Source organism: Halorubrum sp. FL23, assembly GCF_052439115.2.
In the GTDB taxonomy this organism is placed as follows: domain Archaea; phylum Halobacteriota; class Halobacteria; order Halobacteriales; family Haloferacaceae; genus Halorubrum; species Halorubrum persicum.
The window spans coordinates 91413-114020 of sequence record NZ_JBQVRO020000010.1; the positions used below are offsets into that span (position 1 = coordinate 91413).

At 59.3% G+C, this 22608-nt stretch carries 26 protein-coding genes; 12 read left to right on the plus strand and 14 right to left on the minus strand.

Translation table 11 applies throughout. The features are described 5' to 3' along the window. Positions 1-93: 93 nt before the first annotated feature. The 3 genes from ACT4MF_RS13035 (at position 94) to ACT4MF_RS13045 (ending at position 1501) form a co-directional block, all read left to right on the plus strand. Entirely contained in the window at positions 94-519 is a 426-nt protein-coding gene (locus ACT4MF_RS13035) for a universal stress protein (RefSeq protein ID WP_099256291.1), read from the plus strand. Between the two features lie 98 nt (positions 520-617). Next, positions 618-1064 (plus strand): FKBP-type peptidyl-prolyl cis-trans isomerase, encoded by a 447-nt coding sequence (locus ACT4MF_RS13040; protein WP_245851715.1) that lies wholly within the window; start codon positions 618-620, stop codon positions 1062-1064. Between the two features lie 221 nt (positions 1065-1285). Next, positions 1286-1501, plus strand: a complete 216-nt coding sequence (locus ACT4MF_RS13045; protein ID WP_099255834.1) for a hypothetical protein — start codon at positions 1286-1288, stop codon at positions 1499-1501. A gap of 85 nt (positions 1502-1586) precedes the next feature. Here the strand turns inward: ACT4MF_RS13045 and ACT4MF_RS13050 are convergent, their stop codons facing one another. From ACT4MF_RS13050 to ACT4MF_RS13060, 3 genes are all read right to left on the minus strand, one after another. Next, entirely contained in the window at positions 1587-2729 is a 1143-nt protein-coding gene (locus ACT4MF_RS13050; protein ID WP_444682931.1) for an FAD binding domain-containing protein, read from the minus strand. A gap of 228 nt (positions 2730-2957) precedes the next feature. Continuing rightward, entirely contained in the window at positions 2958-3581 is a 624-nt protein-coding gene (msrA, locus tag ACT4MF_RS13055) for a peptide-methionine (S)-S-oxide reductase MsrA (RefSeq protein ID WP_099255836.1), read from the minus strand. 584 nt (positions 3582-4165) lie between these two features. After that, complete coding sequence (locus ACT4MF_RS13060) at positions 4166-4543, minus strand: hypothetical protein (RefSeq protein ID WP_444682932.1); 378 nt, start codon at positions 4541-4543, stop codon at positions 4166-4168. 128 nt (positions 4544-4671) lie between these two features. Here ACT4MF_RS13060 and ACT4MF_RS13065 point away from each other — a divergent pair, with 128 nt between their 5' ends. Together ACT4MF_RS13065 and ACT4MF_RS13070 are read left to right on the plus strand one after the other, a co-directional pair. Beyond that, positions 4672-5262 (plus strand): TetR/AcrR family transcriptional regulator, encoded by a 591-nt coding sequence (locus ACT4MF_RS13065; RefSeq protein WP_099255837.1) that lies wholly within the window; start codon positions 4672-4674, stop codon positions 5260-5262. Next, positions 5259-6725 carry an MATE family efflux transporter gene (locus tag ACT4MF_RS13070; RefSeq protein ID WP_444682933.1) on the plus strand — a complete coding sequence of 489 codons (1467 nt, stop codon included), beginning with the start codon at positions 5259-5261 and terminating at the stop codon, positions 6723-6725. The genes ACT4MF_RS13065 and ACT4MF_RS13070 overlap by 4 nt, the downstream gene beginning before the upstream one ends. Before the next feature lie 83 nt (positions 6726-6808). Here the strand turns inward: ACT4MF_RS13070 and ACT4MF_RS13075 are convergent, their stop codons facing one another. The 7 genes from ACT4MF_RS13075 to ACT4MF_RS13105 form a co-directional block, all read right to left on the minus strand. Continuing rightward, complete coding sequence (locus ACT4MF_RS13075; RefSeq protein WP_444682934.1) at positions 6809-8359, minus strand: hypothetical protein; 1551 nt, start codon at positions 8357-8359, stop codon at positions 6809-6811. 59 nt (positions 8360-8418) lie between these two features. Further along, positions 8419-9207, minus strand: a complete 789-nt coding sequence (locus tag ACT4MF_RS13080; RefSeq protein WP_444682978.1) for an ABC transporter ATP-binding protein — start codon at positions 9205-9207, stop codon at positions 8419-8421. A gap of 37 nt (positions 9208-9244) precedes the next feature. Then, the gene (locus tag ACT4MF_RS13085; protein ID WP_444682935.1) at positions 9245-9964 is read right to left on the minus strand and encodes a hypothetical protein; all 720 of its coding nucleotides are present in this window, start codon (positions 9962-9964) and stop codon (positions 9245-9247) included. 271 nt (positions 9965-10235) lie between these two features. Then, entirely contained in the window at positions 10236-10586 is a 351-nt protein-coding gene (locus ACT4MF_RS13090; RefSeq protein ID WP_444682936.1) for a type II toxin-antitoxin system PemK/MazF family toxin, read from the minus strand. Between the two features lie 15 nt (positions 10587-10601). Then, positions 10602-10871, minus strand: coding sequence for an AbrB/MazE/SpoVT family DNA-binding domain-containing protein (locus ACT4MF_RS13095; RefSeq protein ID WP_444682937.1), 270 nt, complete (start codon positions 10869-10871; stop codon positions 10602-10604). A gap of 1167 nt (positions 10872-12038) precedes the next feature. Then, complete coding sequence (locus tag ACT4MF_RS13100) at positions 12039-12530, minus strand: hypothetical protein (protein WP_444682938.1); 492 nt, start codon at positions 12528-12530, stop codon at positions 12039-12041. A gap of 121 nt (positions 12531-12651) precedes the next feature. After that, complete coding sequence (locus tag ACT4MF_RS13105; protein WP_099255849.1) at positions 12652-13425, minus strand: DUF7847 domain-containing protein; 774 nt, start codon at positions 13423-13425, stop codon at positions 12652-12654. Between the two features lie 173 nt (positions 13426-13598). Between ACT4MF_RS13105 and ACT4MF_RS13110 the strand changes: the two genes are divergently transcribed. From ACT4MF_RS13110 to ACT4MF_RS13130, 5 genes are all read left to right on the plus strand, one after another. Next, positions 13599-14771 carry a tubulin/FtsZ family protein gene (locus tag ACT4MF_RS13110; RefSeq protein ID WP_099255844.1) on the plus strand — a complete coding sequence of 391 codons (1173 nt, stop codon included), beginning with the start codon at positions 13599-13601 and terminating at the stop codon, positions 14769-14771. Between the two features lie 282 nt (positions 14772-15053). Beyond that, positions 15054-15749, plus strand: coding sequence for a PH domain-containing protein (locus ACT4MF_RS13115; RefSeq protein ID WP_444682939.1), 696 nt, complete (start codon positions 15054-15056; stop codon positions 15747-15749). A 6-nt stretch (positions 15750-15755) separates the two neighbouring features. Then, entirely contained in the window at positions 15756-16328 is a 573-nt protein-coding gene (locus tag ACT4MF_RS13120; protein ID WP_099255846.1) for a PH domain-containing protein, read from the plus strand. Between the two features lie 334 nt (positions 16329-16662). Then, entirely contained in the window at positions 16663-17916 is a 1254-nt protein-coding gene (locus ACT4MF_RS13125) for an RNA-guided endonuclease InsQ/TnpB family protein (RefSeq protein WP_444682940.1), read from the plus strand. Positions 17917-18113: 197 nt separating this feature from the next. Continuing rightward, positions 18114-18305, plus strand: a complete 192-nt coding sequence (locus ACT4MF_RS13130) for a hypothetical protein (RefSeq protein WP_444682836.1) — start codon at positions 18114-18116, stop codon at positions 18303-18305. 142 nt (positions 18306-18447) lie between these two features. On the opposite strand, the gene ACT4MF_RS13135 is transcribed toward ACT4MF_RS13130, so the two are convergent. The 3 genes from ACT4MF_RS13135 to ACT4MF_RS13145 form a co-directional block, all read right to left on the minus strand. After that, on the minus strand, positions 18448-19431 hold the full coding sequence (locus ACT4MF_RS13135) for a DUF7544 domain-containing protein (RefSeq protein ID WP_444682941.1): 984 nt from the start codon (positions 19429-19431) through the stop codon (positions 18448-18450). Positions 19432-19672: 241 nt separating this feature from the next. Further along, a complete protein-coding gene (locus tag ACT4MF_RS13140; RefSeq protein WP_444682942.1) occupies positions 19673-20107 on the minus strand; it encodes a hypothetical protein in 435 nt (144 codons plus the stop codon). A gap of 226 nt (positions 20108-20333) precedes the next feature. After that, positions 20334-21131, minus strand: coding sequence for a sulfite exporter TauE/SafE family protein (locus ACT4MF_RS13145; RefSeq protein WP_444682943.1), 798 nt, complete (start codon positions 21129-21131; stop codon positions 20334-20336). A 125-nt stretch (positions 21132-21256) separates the two neighbouring features. Between ACT4MF_RS13145 and ACT4MF_RS13150 the strand changes: the two genes are divergently transcribed. Continuing rightward, the gene (locus ACT4MF_RS13150; protein ID WP_444682944.1) at positions 21257-21943 is read left to right on the plus strand and encodes an SCO family protein; all 687 of its coding nucleotides are present in this window, start codon (positions 21257-21259) and stop codon (positions 21941-21943) included. A 10-nt stretch (positions 21944-21953) separates the two neighbouring features. Here ACT4MF_RS13150 and ACT4MF_RS13155 read toward each other — a convergent pair whose 3' ends face one another. Next, positions 21954-22262 carry a HEAT repeat domain-containing protein gene (locus tag ACT4MF_RS13155; RefSeq protein ID WP_444682945.1) on the minus strand — a complete coding sequence of 103 codons (309 nt, stop codon included), beginning with the start codon at positions 22260-22262 and terminating at the stop codon, positions 21954-21956. Between ACT4MF_RS13155 and ACT4MF_RS13160 the strand changes: the two genes are divergently transcribed. Then, a complete protein-coding gene (locus ACT4MF_RS13160) occupies positions 22244-22438 on the plus strand; it encodes a hypothetical protein (RefSeq protein ID WP_444682946.1) in 195 nt (64 codons plus the stop codon). The two genes, ACT4MF_RS13155 and ACT4MF_RS13160, sit on opposite strands and share 19 nt — an antisense overlap. Positions 22439-22608 lie beyond the last annotated feature (170 nt).

The window sequence follows — 22608 nt, forward strand, 5'->3', positions numbered from 1 at the left end:
GGAACCCCTCAAATGTCCCATTCGCATAGGCGTTTCGCCGCATGTTGGGAACGGCCCCTGCGACTTATACTCGCCCAGAGGACTGTTGCTGGTATGAACGACGAGCTGTTCGAACGCATTCTCATCCCGATCGCGAGTCCCGAAGACGCAGAGGCGACGGCGCGTGCGATTCGCCCACATCTCGACGCGGGGACCACGCTCATCGTGACACACGTCACGCAGGGGACGGGTGCCGAGACGACGATCAAGACCGGGCGAGACCAGTTCGCCGGAGAGACCTACGAGACGTTTTCAGACATCCTCTACCGTCGTGACCTCCAGTTCGAGTGGGTGACCCTCGAGGCGCGCGAGGTCACGGAGGCACTCGTCGACGCAGTCGGGATGACTGAGGCGACACTCGTCGCCTTCACGCCGCGCGACATCGACACGTGGAAGCAGACGCTCGCGGGCGACCCTGGGAATCGGCTCATTCGCGAGGCAGACGTGCCGGTAATGGTCTTCCCGAACCAACAGCCCTGAGAGACCGTCTCGATCCTGTACGCGGGAAATCTCTCAATGCCATAGACTTTCCGTGCGGCACTACTTGCGATCGTATGACGATAGCTACTGGCGATTCTGTGACGCTTGAGTATACGGGCCGACTTGATGATGAAACGGTATTCGACACCTCCCGGAAGGCCGTCGCCGAGGAGACGGGGCTTGCCGAGGCCCAGCCCGACCGAGAGTACACCCCGTTGACGGTCGAGATCGGTGACGAACAGATCATCGAAGGAATGGAAGAGGGGCTGATCGGCTTAGAAGCTGGAGAGACAGAAACCCTGACGATCCCGCCGGAGAAGGCCTACGGCGAGCCCAGCGACGAGAACATCCAGGAGTTCGAAACTGAGGAGCTCCGAGAGATGCTCGGCGGCCAGACGCCTGAAGAAGGTTCGTACCTCGAGGCCCAGAATGGGAGTCAGGGAGAGGTTGTCCACGTCGACGACGAGGTTGTCCGAGTGGATTTCAATCCGCGTCTCGCCGGCGAAACGCTGACGTTCGACATCGAGATCATCGACGTCAACTGAGTTCAAAGGAGACCGTAGCGGTTGGTTGAATCGGTATCGGCTGGAACACACCGTGCGATGCCTAGGCGGTCGGGCTTGAAGCATGCCGGACCGCCGGGTCACGCGATCCGATCGCGTCTGCTGAGCGGACGGAGGGTTCGTGACTGGGGGTTGCGCTCCCGTTCAGCAGGAACCGGGATCGGAATTCAAATACCCGAATAGGTCTAACAGTAGATGTTCAAATGACAGAGGATAGCAGTTCTTCCCACGTCCCCAGTCAGCCGGTTGTTGTCCAGGAAGACACCCATCAAAACGAGATTCCGGACAATATCGACTCAGAGCTGTATTCGGCAGATAGTCCGACCAACTCATTCCACGAGTTCAAAATCGAGCGTGGAGATGATCTTGTTGAGGCACTCCGCAACAACGGCTACACGGTGGAGTTCAGAGACCGATAAATCGGTATCGTAGTTGCTACCGTGTGTTATCCCGTGTGACGATCGTACCACGCGACACTCGGTCAGGCGATCACGCTGGGCCCGGTTAGCTCAGATTCAGCCGCACGTCACCCATCTCCTTCCCACGGGCGACGAGCGAAGTGCCGTACGCGGTGCGTGTTTGGTCCCATGCCGCGAGCGCATCGGTGACCGATCCGTGATTTTCGAGGGCGTCGGCGAGCGCGGTCGCATCGCCCGCCGCCTTCGCCGTCCCGGCTGCCGTGTGCGGGCGGGCAACAAACGCGCCGTCACCCAAGAGACACACCCGATCGGTGACCATCGACGGCACCGTCAGGTCATGAATCGCCTGGACGAAGAGGTCCGGTGTGTCGCCGACGAGCGTCTCGAACACGGGCGGGAGCGTCGCTGCGCGCTCACGCTGTCGCTGGCGAACCGGATCGCGCAACCGGCCCGGTGAGACGGAGAACCGTCGTTCGGTACCGCTCGCGTCCGTGAATACCGCACCCCGATCGCGCCCGTCGAGCGTGTCGTACCACACCCAGTTCAGTCGGCGCGAGCCGGGAGCTGTCTCGCCGTCTGCGCCTGGGATGAAGTACGCCAGAATGAGCTGATCGGTCCCCTGATAGAACGTGAACGTTCCGTCGAACGCCTCGACACACGCAGCCGAGAGGTCCGCTTCGTCGACAACGCCACGCCACGCGACGTAGGAGGCGAACGCCGGTTCCACGTCGGGGTACAGTTGCGCGCGCGTCGTCGACTGGCCGCCCTCGGCAGCGACGATCAAGTCTGCCGTCCGTTCCGTTTCGTTCGCGATCGTGGCGGTGGCCGTCTCGGGCGACACGGTCGTGACTGTTGCTCCGGTTCGGTACTGCTCGTCGGGGAAGGCGTCCCGGAGCTGTCGATAGAGCGCGTCCCACGACGTGAACACCATCGTCTCGGACACGGCGCGTCCGACATCCCCGCTCTCCGTGAGAAATCGACGTTCGTGGGACCGCGTCGTGATCGCTTCCGGGGCAACGATGTCGTGATCGCTGAGAAAACGGCGGATGTTCTGTTGGGCGACGATACCGCCGCCGCGGCTTTTGAGCGCGCCTGCCGACCGCTCATAGATCGTCGGGCTGTGGCCCGACCGCGCGAGCGCAATCCCGGTAAAGAGACCACCCATCGACCCGCCAGAGATGAGTACATCGAGGCCGGGAGCAGATGGACGGGACTGGTCCTGAGACACACTGGTTCGTTGGTGCGTGACGGGTGAAAGCCTACGGATTCGTCGACCCAGAGTGGCTTCCTGCAGTGGACGACGTTCCACTCCGGGGACGTATGTACCAATCGTGCGGGCCAGTCTCGATCAGGCGGTACAAGCGTGACCGCGTGAAAATTGTCGGGTCGGGGATCCGCGACCGCTGCTTGGCCGGCCCTCGTCGACGACGCTGTCCGTCGTCAACACGCATCTCGTCTATGCCGTCCCGCGATCGGGCGCCGAAAGGTCCTCGGCGACAGCAACGTCGTGCCCGGCGGCGTACCCGTTCAGTTTGGCGGCGATCGGCGACTCACGCAACTCGTCGTCGCCGTATCCGGCCGCCGCAAACGCGTCCATGAACGAGGAGACAGACCGGAGCTTGTACTTCTGGTGATACTCCTCAGCGGGGTAGAAGCGCGAGAGCTGTTCGATGCGCGTTCCGATTCCATCGGCAGTGAGTCCCCGTGTCGAAAGAAACTCATCGAGGACTGCTCGCTGGTCTTCCGTCCCGGCGAACACGATGTTCTGGTACTGTGTCGTTCTGGTCTGGTGCTGTGGGTTGTGTGAGTTGAAGATTCGACTCAGGAGGTCTCGGTACGTGACCGTGTCAGGGTCGAACTCGACTTGGACCACTTCCGTGTGGTCACCCAAATCGTGATACGTCGGATCGAGTGTTGTTCCGCCAGCGTAGCCGACACGGGTGCGAACGACGCCGTCGATCGCACCGAACTGGGCGTCGGGGCCCCAGAAACAACCAATTCCGAACGTCGCCGTGGCAGTCTCCGCAGTATCCATCGCACGGCGGTCGTACTCGCGTATTTGTGTCTGTGTGAGCGTCATTGGGGTTACCAGCCTAGAGAGTCGTCGCAGCGCGGGTCGTGGATCCCACCGCGTCTACTACCAGTCAGGCTCGCAGACGTATATGCTGCGTGTCGATCTCGACCATGGCCGGCCACGCGAGCGAGCATACGCGCTCGGAGACGTATGGGTGGAGTTCCGTGAGGTGCTGCTGAAAGCGATCGCCGCCGGAGCGTGAGATATCCGTGAGATCAACCGCAGTGTGCCGAAACTACAGAGCCGTCCGGCGCAAAGACTGAGTGTTCGCCCCGCGAGAACGAGTCGTGTCGTACACCGCCAACTATCCCGACGGTACGGGAAGCCCCGCCGTTCACGGCGGGGAGGACGTCACGCTGTCTTCTCCCAACAGAAACCCGCCCAGACCCGTCACCCAGACCAGCAACGGGTACACTACCCAGCGTTCGATACCGCCGAACTCCAGCCCGGCAAGCGGCCCAGAGGTTCCAATCGCCAGCGCAGACGCCAGCGACGCCAGCGAGAACCCTCCGAGGAGCACACTGACGGAAGAGAACGGGTCGGGGTCGCTCGTGCGGCCAGCACCGCCGCGATGCCGCCGCTCGTGAACGTCAGGAGTGCAAAAAGGCCGTGCCAGGGCGCCATATCTCCGGGAAACACACCGACACCGAAGACGCCGAACCCAAAGATGCCGAGCGGGAGCCAGAGTACGCGCGGTCGCCCCACCCGATAGAGGAAGCTACGAGAACCAGCGCACCGCTGGTCAGCATGGTGCCGTTGAAGATCGTCGCGGTCGGCTCGTAGCTGACTGGATTCGGCGGCGCTGTTGAGCCTAGATCGCTGATTTCCTGGGTCGTAGCATAGTCGGGATGATATGCCTCGGCGGTGATGATCCCGAGGAGCGAAACCCCGCCAGTGATCAATAGTGCGACGCCCGCAATGGCTGTGTCGGCGATGCTGCCGCCGAGCGATTTCAGATACGCGGACATAGGGATATAGTAAGACCGGAAACTGGCAGCCGCTGTCGGCGGTAACGATGGAATAGAAGTGACAGACCGTAGAGTTACTAACCAGTCAGAATCCTTTTGACTAACCGGTTAGTAAGTGAAGATAGAGAATGGAATCGGAGACAAAATCCGAGATCATCAATGCGACGAACCGGGTACTCTGCGAACACGGGTATGCCGGGCTCACGATGCAGAAAATCGCTGACGAGTCGGCGATGACCACCGCAGCGATCCACTACCATTTCGACACGAAAGAGGAGTTACTGAACGCTTTCCTTGATATCCTGATCGAGCGGTTCAAAGCGAAAATCTCCTCCGAAGCGACCGACCCGCGCAAACGGCTCACAGCGTTCCTCGATGGAGTCTTCACACCGACAACTCCCGACTCGGACGGCTTCCCCGTGGCGATTATGGAGTTGAAAGCGCAGGCACCCTTCCACGATCTCTTCCGAGAACGGTTTCTCGACCTCGATGAGGTGATGCGCGAGGTCGTTGCGGATATCGTCGCGGACGGCATCGACGAGGGCCACTTCAAGCAGACTGATCCGGACGAAGTCGCCAGGCTCGTCACAACGACGATCAACGGCGCACACACACGGAAAGTGGCACTCGGGGAGCCGCTCGACGAGACGCGTCACGTCCTCGAAAACACGCTGGAACTACACCTCGGATGGCAGCCTGGATCGGAGGTGGTCGCGTGAGCTTCTTCAAGGGTCAAGAAGAACTCAACCTGACAGAAGGTGGCATCGTCAAACCCCTGCTGTTCCTCTCGCTGCCCATCGTCGTTACGAACCTGCTGCAGACCGCCTACAATTTGGCGGACACGTTCTGGCTCGGCCAGTACTCGACGGAGGCACTGGCGGCGATCAGCTTCGCGTTCCCGATGGTGTTCCTGCTCATCTCGCTCGGAATGGGGCTCTCAGTGGCGGGAAGCGTGCTCGTTGCTCAACACACCGGTGCCGAGGAGACCGAACAGGCCGAGTATGCGGCCTCACAGACGGTCTCGTTCGCGTTCATCGCCTCAGTCATCCTCGGGGCGATCGGTTATCAGTTGGTTCGAGAGTTCCTCGCGTTCCTGGGTGCGTCGCCAGAGGTCCTCCCGGGAGCCACCGCGTATATGCAGGTGGTTGCGCTGGGCTTGCCGTTCATGTTCGGGTTCTTCGTATTTATCTCGCTGATGCGCGGCGCGGGCGACACCATCACGCCGATGCTCGTCATGTTCGGGACGGTCGTCATCAACGTGATCCTCGACCCGTTCCTGATTAACGGCTGGTCGGTCGGCCCACTCGCGTTCCCCGAGCTCGGCATACAAGGAGCGGCTATCGCCACGGTCTTTTCGCGGGGGCTGGCGATGATCGTCGGAGTCGCGATCATGCTGTCGGGAACACGGGGGATTCAGATCAACCTCGCCGACATGAAACCGGACCTCGAGTATCTTCAGAAGATCCTGCGAATCGGCGTTCCGGCGTCGATCGAGGGAACCGGACGTGCGCTCTCGATCAACGCGCTGTTGATTGTTGTTGGGCTGTTCTCCACGTCGGTGGTCGCCGCGTTCGGCATCGGGACGCGAGTCTTCTCCGTCATCTTCCTGCCGGCGATTGCCGTCGCGCGGGGTGTTGAGACGATGACCGGGCAGAACGTCGGGGCCGGCAAGTACGATCGCGCACAGGACGCGAACTACGTCGCCGCAAAAGGCTTGTTTGGCATTCTCGGCGTCGTCGGCGTCGCCATCTTCTTCGTCCCGACGCCCATCGTTTCGGTCTTCACAAACGACCCGGCCGTCCTCGATGTCGGAGCGGAGTTCCTGCGGTACGTCGCACTGTCGTTCGGGTTCATCGGGATCCAACGGGCGTTCACGGGTGGGTTCCGCGGCGCTGGCAAGACACTGATAGCCGCCGTCATCTCCGTCACCACGCTTGCCGTCATCCGACTCCCGATCGCATACGTCGCCTCACAGGGCGTGCTACCAACGGATCTGTGGTTCCTCGGACAGCCCGATGTTCGCGGCATCTGGATCGCGTTCTTCGCCTCGAACGTCACCGGGGCAGTCATCGCGTGGCTGTGGTTCCGACGCGGCACCTGGCGTGGCGGCGACGTTCGTGGGATGTCGAGTCCCGGCGACTCCGGACCGGACGATGCAGACGCCGCCATTGGAGACGATTGACCATGGTGGGGCTGTTTTCGCAATACCCCTCCAGTTCTTCGTTGATCGCGAGGCCGTGAGGATAATCAGGGTTGCCAGAACGGTTAATTCATGTGATACTTGCTCACGCGATATCGTGCAACATACATCGAAGTGGCCCCGGCGAGACACGCGAGTGTGGCCGAAGCGACCGTCCCACTGAAACCGACCACAAATCGCTCAACATCAACAAACGAGGCAATCGCATGCCCGGCAATACTAGAATGGGCGATAACAGCCGGGAGTGCAATCATAAGCACCACGACTGAATAGATCACGAAGGCGAAGATGCTCGGAACAATCGCCTTGCTGCTCCGAGAGACGCTCACGGCCTCAAAGCGGGGGAACCCGACGCCGATCCCAGTCGCAATCGCACCCGACACGACCGACAGGACGAGTGCCGACACGCCAAGGCTCGCGACGACCGGTACCGAATGCGGACTCAGAAGCCCTGTGGTTACGGTCGCCACGACGGTCACCGGCGCGATCAGGAGAGCACCGGAGACAACGTGTCCGGTGACCAGCGAGCGTTCAGGCGATTCTGAGAGCAGGGTGATGGGCAATGCCGCACCTTCTTGACCGACCACGTTAAGCGCGAACAACGATCCAGCGATCCAGGTCCCACTAAGTAGTACCCACAGTGGGAGGCTCGTTCCAATCTCACCAGTCTGGACAGCAGTGACGATTGGTCCGGCAAGGACGATCAGCGGGTACAACGCGAAAGACAGCGAGAGCGGCGACCGGCGGGCGCGTTTCCAATCGACTGCGACAACGCTGAAAACCGGTTGTGAGAGCACTCGTGAGAGGCCGCCGAACCAAGCGGAGCTGTCGGCCGACCGCTCAACCTCATGAGAGATGTGAACCCCGTCGGCGTACCAGAGCCACTCCGCGAGTCGAAACAGCGATACGACCGCTGTGGCGACGAATACAGCCGTGAATAGTATTGCGCCGATCGCTCGGATCGGTGACGCTCCGATACTGAGTCCCATCGCGGCCAGATCGCCAAACCAGTCGATCGGCGTCGGTGCGAGCACGCGATAGATCGGTTCAAGCACCGACGCGAACGCGTTCGTGAATATTACCGCGAAGTACCCGATCCCGAGGAGGATGAGAAACAGCGCTCGGAGCCGGCTGAGCAGTTGCGATCGAACGCCGGCGTTGCGTATCCCCAGCGCGAGGATGAACCCGGCCGGAATCCCGGTGATGAGAAGGAGAAACAGTGTGAGCAACAGGGCAGGGATAGTGAGTAGTGAGCCGGCACCGACGGCAAACGCGACTGTGGCGGCGCTCCCAACCGTGAGGAAGAACGCAGACCAAAGCACGAGCTCGGTGAGGACGAGGCCGCCGATCACCGCCCGGTGTGACACCGTCGTCAATAAGCCGTCGAGATTGTCGGGACGAAGCGCGACTGCGTAGGCACGATATCCACCGAATCCGACGACGAAAATCCACCCGTAAACAAACGCCATCCGAACCCATTCGATGAGCGGTTCGGTTTCGCTCCCGGCGACGAACCCTCCGGCAAGGTACGCTCCGAACACCCCGCCGATTGAGAACGGAAGCAGCATAACGACCACGAACGCCATCGCCAACAGCTGCGTCGTGTTCGCTTTCATCGTCCGCCACCGACGGCGTAGTTCAGCCCTAGCGATGAGTCGTGGACGGTTCGCCCGTGTCATCTGTCTTCGAACCGTCCGTCCTGTGATTCGGTGGCGGCCGGCCCACGTTCGGCGGTGACCGAGAGGAATACATCCTCCAGTGTCGTCCCCGCCTCCGATTCCATCCGTGCGGTCAGTTCCGCGGGGGACCCCTCGGTAACGAGGTCACCTTCGTAGAGGACGCCAACCACATCCGCGAGCTCCTCAACGACCGAGAGAATATGCGTCGAAAGGAACACCGTATGGCCATCGTCGGTCAATTCATCAATGACATCGAGGACGGTCCGGGCCGCTCGCGGGTCCAACCCGCTGGTCGGCTCGTCGAGAAATACGAGATCGGGTTGGTGTAACAACGCCTGAATCAGACCGACCTTCTGACGCATCCCCTTGGAGTAGTCGTCGATCCGCTTGTCGGCGTCGTCGGTGAGATCGAACCGGTCGAACCAGTCTGTAATCCGAGTGTCCATCTCTTCGGCTGGAAGGTCGCGAAGCCGACCGAAATATTCGAGCTGTTCACGGCCGGTGAGTTCATCAAAGACCGGGGGTTCCTCGGGAAGGTAGCCGATCGATGCCCGGATCGCATCCCGATCCGAGACAGGGTTTCCGTCGATCCACGCTTCACCGTCGGTCGGCTGCGTCAGTGATGTCAACATCCGCATCGTGGTTGTCTTTCCAGCGCCGTTCGGTCCGAGAAAGCCGTACACTGTACCGTGATCAACGGTGAGATCAAGCCCGTCGACAGCACTTTTAGTCCCAAATCGTTTCGTCAGGCTTCGCGTCTCGATGGCGTCTGTGTCTGGTGTCATCGTAAGGGTGGAGTAGTTGGTTTGGTACTGTGGTCTTTCATAGGGCGATACCTCCGAGCCCGACAACGACGAAAATCAGCGCGATCACCATCGGAACTGACGCCTTCCAGAGGCGTGTAAGTGCGAACTGCCTCGGAGAGCGGTCGGTAATGGTGAGATCGCCGGTAAGCATGGTCTCGTTCTGTTGGTGTTCTGTGCGGCCTGCAATGAGATACTCCTCACCAGGATCGATCCGTCGTTCGACGTATCGCCGCGTGCCGAGTCCCGGAACAATTCGCATCCATCTCGCGACGGGGTTGAGCTCGTCTCGTACGTCAACGAACCGTTGGATACGCTCGGGTGGCGTTTCATTGGCACGGACAGTGATGATCGTCGATTCCGTATCGAGTGCGAACCGTTTAGCGGACGGGACGACATCAAGAGTCCCACTCGGACCGTCGAGGGTGAACGGGCGCGTCGCCACGCCATCGTCGAGATAGGCCTGAAACCACGGAACCGCGATTCCGAACGGTTGCCGTTCGGTGACCTCAAACTCGAACCCGAGACACCGAGATTCCGTAAACGGAGCCGTAAGGATGTCGCCCGATTCGCTTGCAACGCCGCAGCACACGACGAAGGATCCGCTGTCCGTCACCTCGCTGGGGGCTTGAACGTTGGTACGGAGGATGTTCGGAACCCTCACGAGTGACCGGATTCCGTACCAGCCGATCGCGAGACCGAAAGCGATGAAGCCGATCCCGGCGGCCGTGTACAGCATTATTGGGAGAAGTGTGAGAAGTCGAACCGATTGGGACAACGGTCGGCCATCGTTGTATCAGAGTGGGACGATTCCTCACATGTCTCCGCGGGAGAGATCACCAGAGCGAGTCTCGCAAACGGTGAAGTTTGGAAAATGCCACCGATCGTTATTGGGGCGGACAGTATCGGTTGCTCACGTGCGAGGCTTGGGGCTTCTCGGAAGGGCTCGAGGAGGGCCATACCCAATGTAACCGCGAGAGCCCAATATAAAACGAGGGTACGATCGAATCTCAAATACCGAGGCTATCTTTGATTGCCGAGTCGATCTTCACCATGTCTGATGACGGGACAGATCCAATGTTCTTTTTCACACGTTCGTCGATGTCGACAACCCGGACTTGACTTAGATCTGCCACTGAGTCGTGATCGAGGGCACTATCCGAAGCTAGTACTTCCACCTCGAACGGGTACGTGTCTCCAGACGTGTACTGCGTTGTGAATGGAGCAATGATAGTTGCCGGTGAGTACTGATTCCCAACATCATTCTGGATGACAACACAAGGCCGGCCCTTTCCTTGCTGCTCACTCCCTTTCGTGGGATACAGTTCAACGATGACAATGTCGCCGCGGCGTACCTGCACACTTGACTCCAGAATTCACTCGCTCCAGCCGGGTGCGTCACCGAGATGCCCGGTTGCTTCTGAGGATGCTTCTTTCATTTCTTCGGTCAACTCACGAGACCGCTCGGCTCTCTTTCGGTATCCTTCAGCAAGCCGTTCCTCATCTGTCGGCGGTTTGATTATGAGCTCATCATTCACTTCGACGAATTCAACTTCGTCACCCCCTTCGATGCCATGACGTTCCCGCAGTTCCTTCGGAATCGTCACCTGCCCCCGATCTCCGACTTTCCGTTTGTATTCGGACATTTCTATTCATACTTTTTTCATACCGATATAGATGTCGGTGGCATGGTCATTCAATTCGCCCTCTTCAGCGACTCCTGTTTCAGGAGAGAATATATCTGAAGAATAGGATTTCAACAGAGCCACTAACATTAAATCTAGGCGTCCTACTGCGCAATCAACTTCTGTCCACGCAGCCAGTCAGAGCGGTAGAGAAATAGACTAACAGATACTGCAACAATGATTGTCAAGACAGCGGCGAAAACTCCTGTAGGGTCAGGCACAAACAGAGGGCCGATATTGACATCCTCCTCCGCGTTCACGCGGAGGAATCCCGAGCGGTGGGAGTTTCAGGTTTACAGTCCAATCACCGGACTACCACACCTTTCGGGCACGGATAGTCCCACAGCGTCGATGTGGTGGACTGCTGGCGGTGCCAAGCCGCCGTTACCCCTATCCTCGACCGTGTACGGCGTCCCAGTGTTGTTTTTGCCACAGGGACGCTGGCAGGCATCAGCGGAGTTGGGGGTATCGCAGTGCGAGCTTTGAGCAGTCGGCAGAGACACACCCTTCAAGAATGTGGCGTTCACCGACTGATCTTTCGGATACTGCCTCGTTACGTGGGCGGACAGGCCGCCTCCGAAGGACGGTTCGGAATCCGCTCCGTTCCGACCAATTCCTACCTTCGCATAGAGTGGCCTGTCAATTAAACCTCGGTATGTGAAACTCGGTTCAGACGTTCGGCTAGTGGATTGCTTCCCACCATGTCGGCTTCATCACCCGCCTAAAGACGGGTGTATTCGCCTTCTAGTCTGTATAAACCCTATACAGATTCCGGTTAGTAGACAGACGGCGGTGCGGACTGCAGAACGAGCCATATTCACAGGACTGTACTACTCATTTATATGGCTTCTGTGAGTTTCTGTGCGTAGTTCTGACAAACAGCCGATCCAGTATGAAAAGTCTCGAACCCATAGGATTGATTGGGATATCACACTGAATACACAGCACGAATTCGTCAGCGGTCCCCCTGCTGAAAAGCGGGACTGTGTATCGGATTGATCAAATTTTCCACACCGGAATTGATTTCGGCTTAACTAATCGGTTAGAGCGGCGGAGAGGGGGGCTCTGTTGAAACATATAGGTACTTATATTTTTGAGGCGTTTTGCTGAATACTGAGGTTACATCCGTCAATCGCGATTGTCAGCGTTCTCGCAGGCGTGGGGATCCGTCGTATACCAGATGGATACGTCACCGGTGCGGGACTGTTCGATGTCTCCGATCTGGATTTCCAGTCCGATGCATGATGCGTCTACCTCGCCGAAGTCGAGCATCTCCCACTTCGAAGTCGATTGGTTATCGCGCCACGCATAGAGCAGGGACTGCCCGACCTCGGCTGGGAACCCCTCGAAAGAGCCATCGCCAGCCGTCGCCACGCTCGAGGAATCGTCCGTTTCCGGTTCAGCTGCCGAGATGTCCATCTCCGCCCAGTACACCGGCTCTTCGTCATCGAGTATTGCTACCGATACGGTGTGGGGCCGGAAGTCGCGGTTCGCCACTTCGATCTCGCCAAGCGTTAGCGCGGGGGAAGCGTCACGGTCGAAGGCACTACACCCTGCGAGGCCAGCTACGATCACGCTTCCGCCTGTTTGGAGGGTCTTCCGGCGGGTCAGACGGACCATAATGCTAGAAAGATGGAGACGACCTGAAAATTCACGGGGTTTCGAACAGCAGCCGTGACCGCCCACCCGGACGAAGACACACTCTGTATTCAGCACGCCATCCCCGTCAATTCTGCGTCAGCTAGAGTTTCTGCGTCTGCGAGGCATCGACGGGATTCGGTGTCGATCCATCCAGAGTGTCGTGCCCGTCCCGTAGTTGGAGATACGCTGACGCGATGATCGCGTAGTACGGAAGGAAAAACACTGTCGTGAGGACGATCGTTGCGATGTCAGCGACGACCGGCACGCCGGCGAGATCCAGCAGCGGTGACACGGCGCCGATGCCACCGCCGAACAGGCCAGAGACAACGACGAGGACGCTGAGCTTGAGCCGGGACCCGCGGGCGAGGCCCCAACTCCGCTTGAGGCTACTGATAAGTCCACGATCTTCGACGGCAACTGCGAAAATGAAGAACAAGAACGAGGCGGCGAAGAACAGCCCAGGGAAGAACAGCAACACGAAGCCGATCAGCACCGTGACACTCACGATGACCCCACCGACGAATGCGGTCGCCGTTGCGCGTCCGAGTCGCTGCGTCGACGTGGCGGGGAACGTGGATGCCTCGCTGAGTGGCTGGGCAAACGTTCGTGAAAGGATCACAAAGTACGCCGAGCTCAGGACGGTGAGGACACCGAAGAGAACGAGTCCGACCCTTCCAGATATCGGAAGCGTGAGGCCCGCGTTGCTACTGAACTGTGCTGCGGCTTCGGGTGGGAGATACCCGAGTACAGCGCTGTTGACCGCTGTTTGAATCCCGAGCTGAATTACCAGGAACCCAAGAAAGAGGATTCCCCCAGTTCGAGTGAGTGTACGCCGAATACCGTCGCTAACCGCATGGCTGAGTTGGAGGGCCATACGATCAAGGGATTTCATCCAAATTATATAAAAACAGCGGAATACGGAGGAGCACATCGCAGCGACGGTTTGGAGCGGCCCTACAGCTGGTTCTTGATGGTGTGACTCGACACCGCTATTGGACTTCCACCCTTTATCACCCCGACCCGCGTATCAACACGTGGTGTGTTCACATGAAACTCGCATTGATCGGAGTCGGACAGGCAGGTGGGAAGGTGGTCGACGAGTTCCTCGCCTACGACGCGCGAACCGGTGCGGACATCGTCCGTGGGGCTCTCGCCGTCAACACGGCGAAAGCGGATCTCCAAGGAATCGATCGGCTCTCGAACGATCGTCGGATCCTGATCGGGCAGTCGCGAGTGAAAGGGCATGGCGTTGGCGCCGATAACGAACTCGGCGCGGAGGTTGCCGACGAGGACATCGGCGAGATCCACGGAGCGCTCGACTCGGTACCGGTCCACGAGATCGACGCGTTCCTCGTCGTTGCAGGGCTCGGCGGTGGAACGGGGTCGGGAGGGGCGCCCGTCATCGCCAAGAACCTCAAACGGATCTACACCGAGCCCGTGTACGGGTTGGGGATTCTCCCCGGGAGCGATGAAGGCGGGATCTACACGCTGAACGCCGCCCGGTCGCTCAAGACGTTCGTCGATGAGGTGGACAACCTCATGCTGTTTGACAACGACGCGTGGCGTCGATCGGGCGAATCGGTCGAAGACGGATTTGACGCGATTAACGAAGAGCTCGTCAACCGGTTTGGCGTGCTCTTCAGTGCCGGCGAGGTAACGGAGGGAAGCGATATCGCTGAGAGTGTCGTCGACTCCTCGGAGATCATCAATACGCTCAAAGGCGGCGGCATCTCCACGCTGGGGTATGCGGACGCCGCGGTTGACGAACCGGAGCGGGCGGGGTTACTCTCGCGACTCCGCGGGGACTCGGACGCCGAGATCGACAGCACAGCGGCCACGAACCGAATCACGAGTCTCGTCCGAAAGGCGACGCTCGGTCGACTCACGTTGCCTTGTGAGGTGAGCGGGACGGAGCGGGCGCTGCTCGTCGTCGCCGGTCCGCCGGAGCTTCTCAACCGGAAGGGGATCGAACACGGCCGCAAGTGGCTCGAAGAACAGACCGGATCGATGGAAGTCCGCGGTGGTGACTATCCACGCCGCGGGAGCGGGACGGTCGCAGCGCTCGTGTTGCTCGGCGGTGTGACGAACGTTCCACGGGTGAAAGAGCTCCAGCAGGTCGCGATCGAAGCGCAACAGAATCGCGGGGAGATCACTGACGAGAGCGAGGACCGCTTTGCGGAATTGTTGGATAGTGACGGGGAGTTGGAGTCGCTATTCTGAGGGCGAGTGGGTTTCTCGCCGTATCGGTCTCCCGAGGTATCCGAACGCGCTTCCCCCCTCACCCGCTTCGCTCGTGCGTTGAGGAAGGGGACTCCGCACTACCGCTTCAGTTGAAGCTCTGTTGTTGTACTACGCCATCCCATATCGGAGTCGTCACCACGTGCGCTGGATGCTCGTCACGACCTCCTCAGCTACAGACGAGTCGAGTCACGGACGCCTGACCTGCAAAATCGCACTTAGCGTGTCGGGATTTTAATACAGCCATCTGACAAAGTGCCTCGTATGGCTGCGTCATCTACGATCGACCCCGAAACTGCCGACTGGTTAACCCTCGACGAAGATGAGGAGATCGTCTGGTCCGGGAAACCCCACGAGAGCAGTTTGATCCCAGCGCTTGTCGTCGGATTGCCCCTCTCTCTCATTCTCATTGGATTATTCATCATTGCCGGGGCCTATCTCCAGCGCGAGAATACTCAGTTCGTCGTGACGACCGACGGGCTATACAAGAAGAGGGGAGTCCTGTCACGTGACGTCCAACGCATCGATTTCGGGAAGGTTCAAAACACCTCCTACAGCCAGGGATTCTTTGGCTCTCGGTTCGGCTACGGAAACGTCGACATCTCGACCGCTGGGGGCTCCGGCATCGAGATGCAGTTCCGGTCAGTCCCCGAACCGCGCGAGATTCAAGAGCTCATCAACAAACGTGTGAAGGGCAGTCGTGGTGACCCGACGACGGAATCGGGTGAAACGAAGGGGGACGTACTTGACGAGATCCTCGTCGAACTCAGAGATATCCGCGCTACTCTCGAAGCACAACAGGGGGCTACAACAAACACAGCAGACACGATGTCAAACACCGGCAATGCGGCGGACGAGCAATCGGCTGATGAAGAAACCACCAGCCGTAGTGAAGTCGTGAGTAGCGACCCGAGAGCCGAGAACGCTACTGCCGACCAAGAGTCGACTGATGAGCGGTAGCCGTCCATGACGGATTCGATCGACCCGGCTATCCCACTCGGCACCAGCGAATCGGTCGAATGGTCCGGCCGCCCGCGACTCACGACCATCCTTCCGGCAGTCGTGATTGGGGCACTCCTCCTCAGCTCCGCAATCGTCGTCAGTGTTACTAGGGAGACTCCGCTCTTCCTCACAGTCGTTCCACTCGGAGTGGCGATCCCGATCTGGAAGTACTTCGCTCTCCAAGGCGTACAGTACGTGATAACGGACCAAGCACTCTACGTGAAACGCGGCGTTTTGACCCGGTCTGTCACACAAGCAAACCTCGAAACCGTCCAGAACAGCTCTTTCGGGCAGGACATCACGGGGTCGATCTTCGGATACGGCTCAGTTACGTTCGAAATCGCTGGTGGGGACGACCTCTCGTTCCAGGCGATCGAAGACCCTCGTGCAATCCGAGCACTCGTCGATCGAACAGCATCGAACAGCGATGGTATCGGTGGGGACGGTCAGCGTGACTCCGTTATCCCCGGAGATCTGACGCAGTGGCAGCAAATTCGTGACGAGATTCGAGCGATTCGCAGCTCTCTCGAAGAATAGGTGGCGTTGCCCGCGCCCGCAGGCGTCTCAAACGTGTGAACTGCCGATCGAAAATTACTTTGAAGCGATACAAATGAGGCGACGGCATGACAAAGATAGGAATATCGAGTAACGTCGTCGAACTTCTTGTTAGTTTCGGAGGCACTCTGTTACTGTTCCTACATACGGCCAACGAGTATCACTCAGCTATCCAAGACATGGATTCAACTGATGCGGTAGCGCGGAGTCCCCTCCCTCAAGGAACGAGCGAAGCGAGTGAGTAGGGAGGGGAGGAGCGCGTTTGTATAGGACACAAACACCAGCTTATAACCAGCCTACTACTTACATTGAATGTGTGGCAGACGACTACGTGCGTCGGACGGCAATCACCCGCCTCTCGGTAGACGGTGAGCAACGGGAGTTGCTTGAGGTAACTATCTCCGAGTGGAAGCGTGGTTGCCAAATCGCCACGGACATGGCGTGGGGCAACTGTAACACAAAAAGCGACGTTCAGCCCCTCGCCTACGACGACGTGCGCGAACACACCGACCTCGGTAGTCAGCACGCGATTCTCGCCATCCACCAAGCCGCACAAGCCATTACCAGCTGTATCGAACGCCGATCTAAAGGCAAGAAAGTCAGCAAGCCCACGTTCACCGCACCCACGGTGAAGTACGACACTCGGACCATGACGCTGTTCGACGACGGCACAGTTTCTCTCTCCACCACGGAGAGTCGTGTCCGGTGTGAACTTGCTCTGCCCGACGCTGACGATGGCTACCAACGGCAGTACCTCGACTCGGACACGTGGAGCGTCACCGAAAGTACGCTCACCGCCCGTGATGGCGACTACTTCTTGCATATCGGCTTCCGCCGACCCAAAACCGACACCGAGCGGAACACCGCCGAGGACGGAACGGTCCTCGGGGTTGACCTCGGTATCGAAAACCTCGCCGTCACAAGCACCGCCTCCTTTGTCAGCGGGCGAGAGTTAACACACGACCTCCGCGAGTTTGAGAAGGTACGCGCCGGACTCCAACAGACCGGGACGCGAAGCGCCCATCGGACACTCGAACAGTCGAGTGCCCGCGAGCTTCGATACATCCGTGACGTACTCCACCAAGCGTCCAACGCGATTGTGGATGAAGCACTCCGATACGAGTGCGACGTGATAGCGTTCGAGGACTTAACCCATATCCGCGACCGGACGGGAACGTCGTGGGGTCACAAGTGGGCGTTCCGAACGCTGTACGAACAGGTGGAGTATAAGGCCGAAGTGGAAGGTATCTCGGTGAAGCAAGTGGGTTCGGCGTACACATCGAAGCGGTGCGCCGAGTGCGGATTTACGGCTGACGAGAATCGCCCGACTCGCACCGACTTCCGATGTGTGAAGTGCGAGTCAGAAGCGAACGCGGACTACAACGCAGCGAAGAACATCGGGATGCGGTATGTTCGTCGGGGCCAACAGTCGTCTCGGCGGACGGGCAACAGTCAACTTGCCCTAAAGTCTGGAACTGTGACGCCGAGTGGCGGATTTACCGCCCATCCGGAAGGGTTTGACGCCGAGTCCACGGACAAGCCCCACCCTCAAAGCGCCGAAGGCGCTTAGGGTGGGGTAGTTGACTAGCTGTTGCGTACCTCGGTTTAATCCTCCTTGGGGTGTCCATATCAGTCACAGGCGTCGCAGTTCTGTTAAACAGGCTCTGTTGAAATCCTCAGGAAATGATATATTCTGACTGGAGGTGGTCAGTACAGGGAACTTATCTACCGTGAGATTTACTTAAAACAAGCGCTGAATCCGGATGGATGTCCCTCCAGAAAGCAGTCCTCATCGAGGTGTTTGCGGTACTCCTGACCGTACACCGAGGGATTGCGATGCTCTCCCCTGATATGTATGCCTCACCTGGTTCACTCCATCTCGGACTCCTTATCGGTCTTGTTGGTCTGATATACGGTCTTGCTGGAGAGGCGATCGAGAATGCGCCCCAAGGCGAGTGATTCGCAGCTCTCATCGACTGGCTGTTTCATTCCAACTTATGTCTGAAGAATGGTATTTCAACAGAGCCGTTAAACAGTAATCCGAGGTGAGGTGGACATCGTCACGGCACGGTAGTGGCCAACTCACACGTAGGGGGATCGTTCACGGGTCTTCTATCGACGGTCGTCGATCGCCGAGGATGTCGAACGACTCCTCGATATCGCCGAGCACGAGCAACGCATAGTACCGAAAATACGTCACGACGGGAACCTGTGAGAGCGTCCCGACAACGAGCATGGACAGTCCGAACAGAATCGCGAGTGCAACGATGACGACAACCCCGACCGTCGACGTCAACGAGACCGTCACGTGCGTGATCGCGGCCGCGATGAGGACAGGGATGAGAAGGACGATTGCGACGACCCCGACCACGATCGCGGTGATGATCCCGGCCGCGATCGTCAGCAGGAATGCGATCACGATGTACGCCAGATACTGTTTCCACGCGGTCTTGATCGACCGCCAGAGGCGACGCCATGCCGCAAGGACACCCGAGTCTGCCTGAATCATAAGCGGCACGACGAACACGGTCGTGAGCCCCGACACTAACGCGTACACGACGCCGATGAGAAACACCACCGGGATCCCGACAAGGAACGCCGTGGCGGGGATTGTGGGATCGCGTCCGGTCAGGATCGGAACGATGAGCAGTGCAAGCCAGCCGGCGAACAGCGCGATCATCGGGAGCCCGATTGCGAGTCGGAACCCGAACAGGCGGAGCCCCTGCCGCCAACGCTGACGCCAGTAGCGTCGGAGCGACACCTCACCGGTGCGAAGCGACTCGATCAGCACGAACTCCATGATCGCTCCGATCAACGCGAATATCCCGACGAAGAGGAGTCCGACGGCGACGACCGCGACAGCAAGCGTTACCGCGTCGACCGGGAGATTGAACGGGATCTCACCGGGAGAGACGTCTCCCGGCGGCGTCGACGTGTTGGACTGTGCCGTCGGGAAACTCACGCCGCTCCCAACGAAAAACACAACGATCGCAAGCTTCAGCCAGCGACGCACGGTAACGGGAGTCAGAAACTCCCGGGTAACGTCGAACGCTTCCTCAACGTTTTCGACTGCATGGAGGGCCATGGGTCGGGATACTCAAACTCAATAGTTAGCCCTTCTGGTGGGGGAGTGTGCAGACGAGGAGGCGCTGTTGAAATCTTCTTAAGGAGACAGTCATGACCCGGTTGCGGTCACTGCAGGAGGCCCACGAATCACTCAGTACAGAAGACTCAGATAACAGTCCCAGACGATGAGATTCCCATAGTCTGTGAGTAGTGCCGTGCGGGATACAGAGAGTGTATACTGAACCGAGTTCAGATGGACCCTACCGACCGTTTGTCCTGATTCGGAATAGATACTCGCCCCCGCCAAGGATGGCGTAGAGAACGAGAGGGATTGGCGAAAGGTAAACTGCGTAGAGGGCGAGGCCGAAAATTGTCTGGAGTGAGAGGATACCCTGTACGGCACCGACGGTGAGCCACCCGAGAATCACGACCACGAGAACCACGAGAGGTGTGAGTAGGTCAAACCGGAGGAAGATGGCGATGGGGAGTCCGACGAAGGCGATGGCGAGGGCAATCATGGCCAGAAGATACCCGAGAGCGTCGATCGAGAGATGAGCGAGGAACTCACTAACGCTCCAGCCTGCGATGAGTAAGCCGGCACCGAAGTACAGAGAGACCACGGCGAGACCAACGAGAATACCGCTGAGCGCTGCAGCGGGAGTGGAGGAGCGGCTTCGTGCCAAGAGAGCGACCATACGACACACTACATCGAGAATGGTCATAAATCTCAGCGTCGATTGAAACAGTGATGGGGACGTTGCTGACTGTGCGCACTGTATTCAGCACGCCCTTCTGAATGGCAGCGAGATCGGAAAGGACCGACAGCGGCCTATTCGAACCGCTCAGCGACCGGCTGTTTTTCAGGTGAGAACCTGTCCGAAGAATGGAGTTTCAACTGAGGCAGGCGTTTCGCTGAACGCGTCAGTGGCCCATGCCGCCGAGTGGCTGATAGTGCGGGAGCATCGGGTGGGGGAGGTGGACGCCGAGCGCCATCAGTCCGTGCGCGAAGAGCATGTACCCCAGTACGACGAACACGACGCCGAGCAGCCGGTGGATGCGACGCCGGTGCGCAACATCGATCGACTGGATGATGGTCCCATAGAGGAAGACGGCCGGAATCGTGCCGAGGCCGAGCGCACCGAGGGCGATCGCGCCGGTCGTCGGGGAGCCGCTCGCAAAGGCAAACAGGTACGCGGGATACAGCATTGGACACGGCAGGAACGCGTGAACGGCGCCGAGGCCGACGATACTCGGGCTGTTCACGTGGCGATGGACTCGCGCTGCGAGCCACGACGTGACGCGTTGAACGCCAGGGATTCGAATATCGCCGCCGCTGCCGCCGATCACGTACCGAACCCCAGTCAGCACGATGAACCCGCCGACCGCGAGGCCGACAGTCCCTCGCAAGACATCGGCGATCGGCGTCAGCTGATCGGCGGTAACGAACACGACGCTCCCGAGCGCACCGAAGAGTGCTCCAAGAGCGGCATACGTCGTCGCCCGCCCGACGTTGAACAGGACGTGTTGTCGGACCTCGTAGGTCGTGAGATGCCCCGACCGTCCGTCGCCGACGGTCGTTGTGCCACCGTCTGGATGCGGCGTCATCTGCTTCGAGTACATCGTCACGAGCGGACCGCACATCCCGATGCAGTGTGCGCCACCGAACACGCCGATGAGAACGAACAGTGCGACATCAAGTCGGAGGAGCGACTCGATCATACGTGGAGTTCGTTGCTCCCCGGCTTGTGTCGTCTGGTGCGATCCTCGACAGACGGCGTCCGCTCCCGCGCGCGTTCGAGAACCGCACCAGATACTTCAAGCGATCAAAATCGGTATCATGAGGTATGGATCGTCGACGCTTTTGTAGCTCAGTCGGGGCGCTTGGAGCGACCGTTGGAACCGCGGGTTGTATGGGCGCACTTGGTTCCGGTGGGTCCAAAAAGACCGTCCTCAATCCTCCCGACCAGGACTTGAGTGAGGCCGCTCATCCGAGTTACGGTGATGAAATGCCAGCGTTCACTGCTCCGGATCCGATTACCGATGAGACAGTATCGATCGAGGAGTACGAGGGGGAACAAGCCGTTGTGTGGACATCGTTCTACACGAACTGCCCGGATGGAGTGTGTCCGGCGCTGATTCTCAGACTCCGTCGCGCACAGGAGGCTGCCGCCGAAGACGGATACGGCGACGACATCTCGTTCCTCGCTCTTACGTTCGACCCCGAGCGTGACACGGCTGCTGTGCTTCGTGAATACGCGAACCAGCAGGGAGTGAACCTCGATGCGGGCAACTGGCACTTTCTTCGCCCGGACAGCTACGAACGGGGACAGGAACTGTTAGACGAGAACTTTGGGCTCCTGATCGAGAAGGCGCCGGCCGATCAGTACGACAATCTTGAGTACCAGTTCCCGCACTACGGATTGATTCTTCTCGCAAACAAGCAGGGGATCGTCGAGCGCGCGTATCCACGTGGCCCGAAGACGGACATCGAACAGCTCGTGGAGGATGTCAAACGGGTGGCCACCGCGTGAACTCGTAAGGTCACCCGTTAATCTCGGCGAGCGCCCACGATGCCCTCGTGCGGACATCGGCGTTGTCGTCAGAGCGTGCTCGGTCTTGCAACGGTGGGACCGCGTCTTCCGCACAGAGGTGCCCGAGCGCCCAACAAGCGTTTCGCGGACAATCGGGCTCTTGTCCGACAGCAACTAGACGACACCGTCCCCGTCGACCACGAGAAGCCCCGTTCCGAGCACGTCGAGACGATCCTCGCGGAAACGGAGTGTCTCGCGGACCCGGACCACAAGTACCCCACGCGCCGGGAGGGGTAATCGATGTCACAACTCGACTCACGCGGATCCGTTCGCAATCCCGCGGAGATCGACCGTGCCGTCCAGTCGGTAAACAGGTACGCCCACGCCGTCGACGGTCCACGTGACCTCGAACGCCTCTCGTCGCCGCTCCCGGCGGCGCTCGGCGGTTCCCTGCTGGTCGTGTCCTTCGTCGTGTCTTGGCTCCGGAACCACTGACCAGCGTCGTCGAGGCGGCGGCGTGGTTCAGCGATCACCTCGAACCGCGGTCAGTCGAGTGAGTCGGCTCAGCGCAGGGGCGATCTGTGACGAATTAGGGGGCGTTCTTCAGACGAGTTCGGCTGGGGTCAGTAAAACCGATGGCCGGTCTCGACGCCGAGGACGAACTG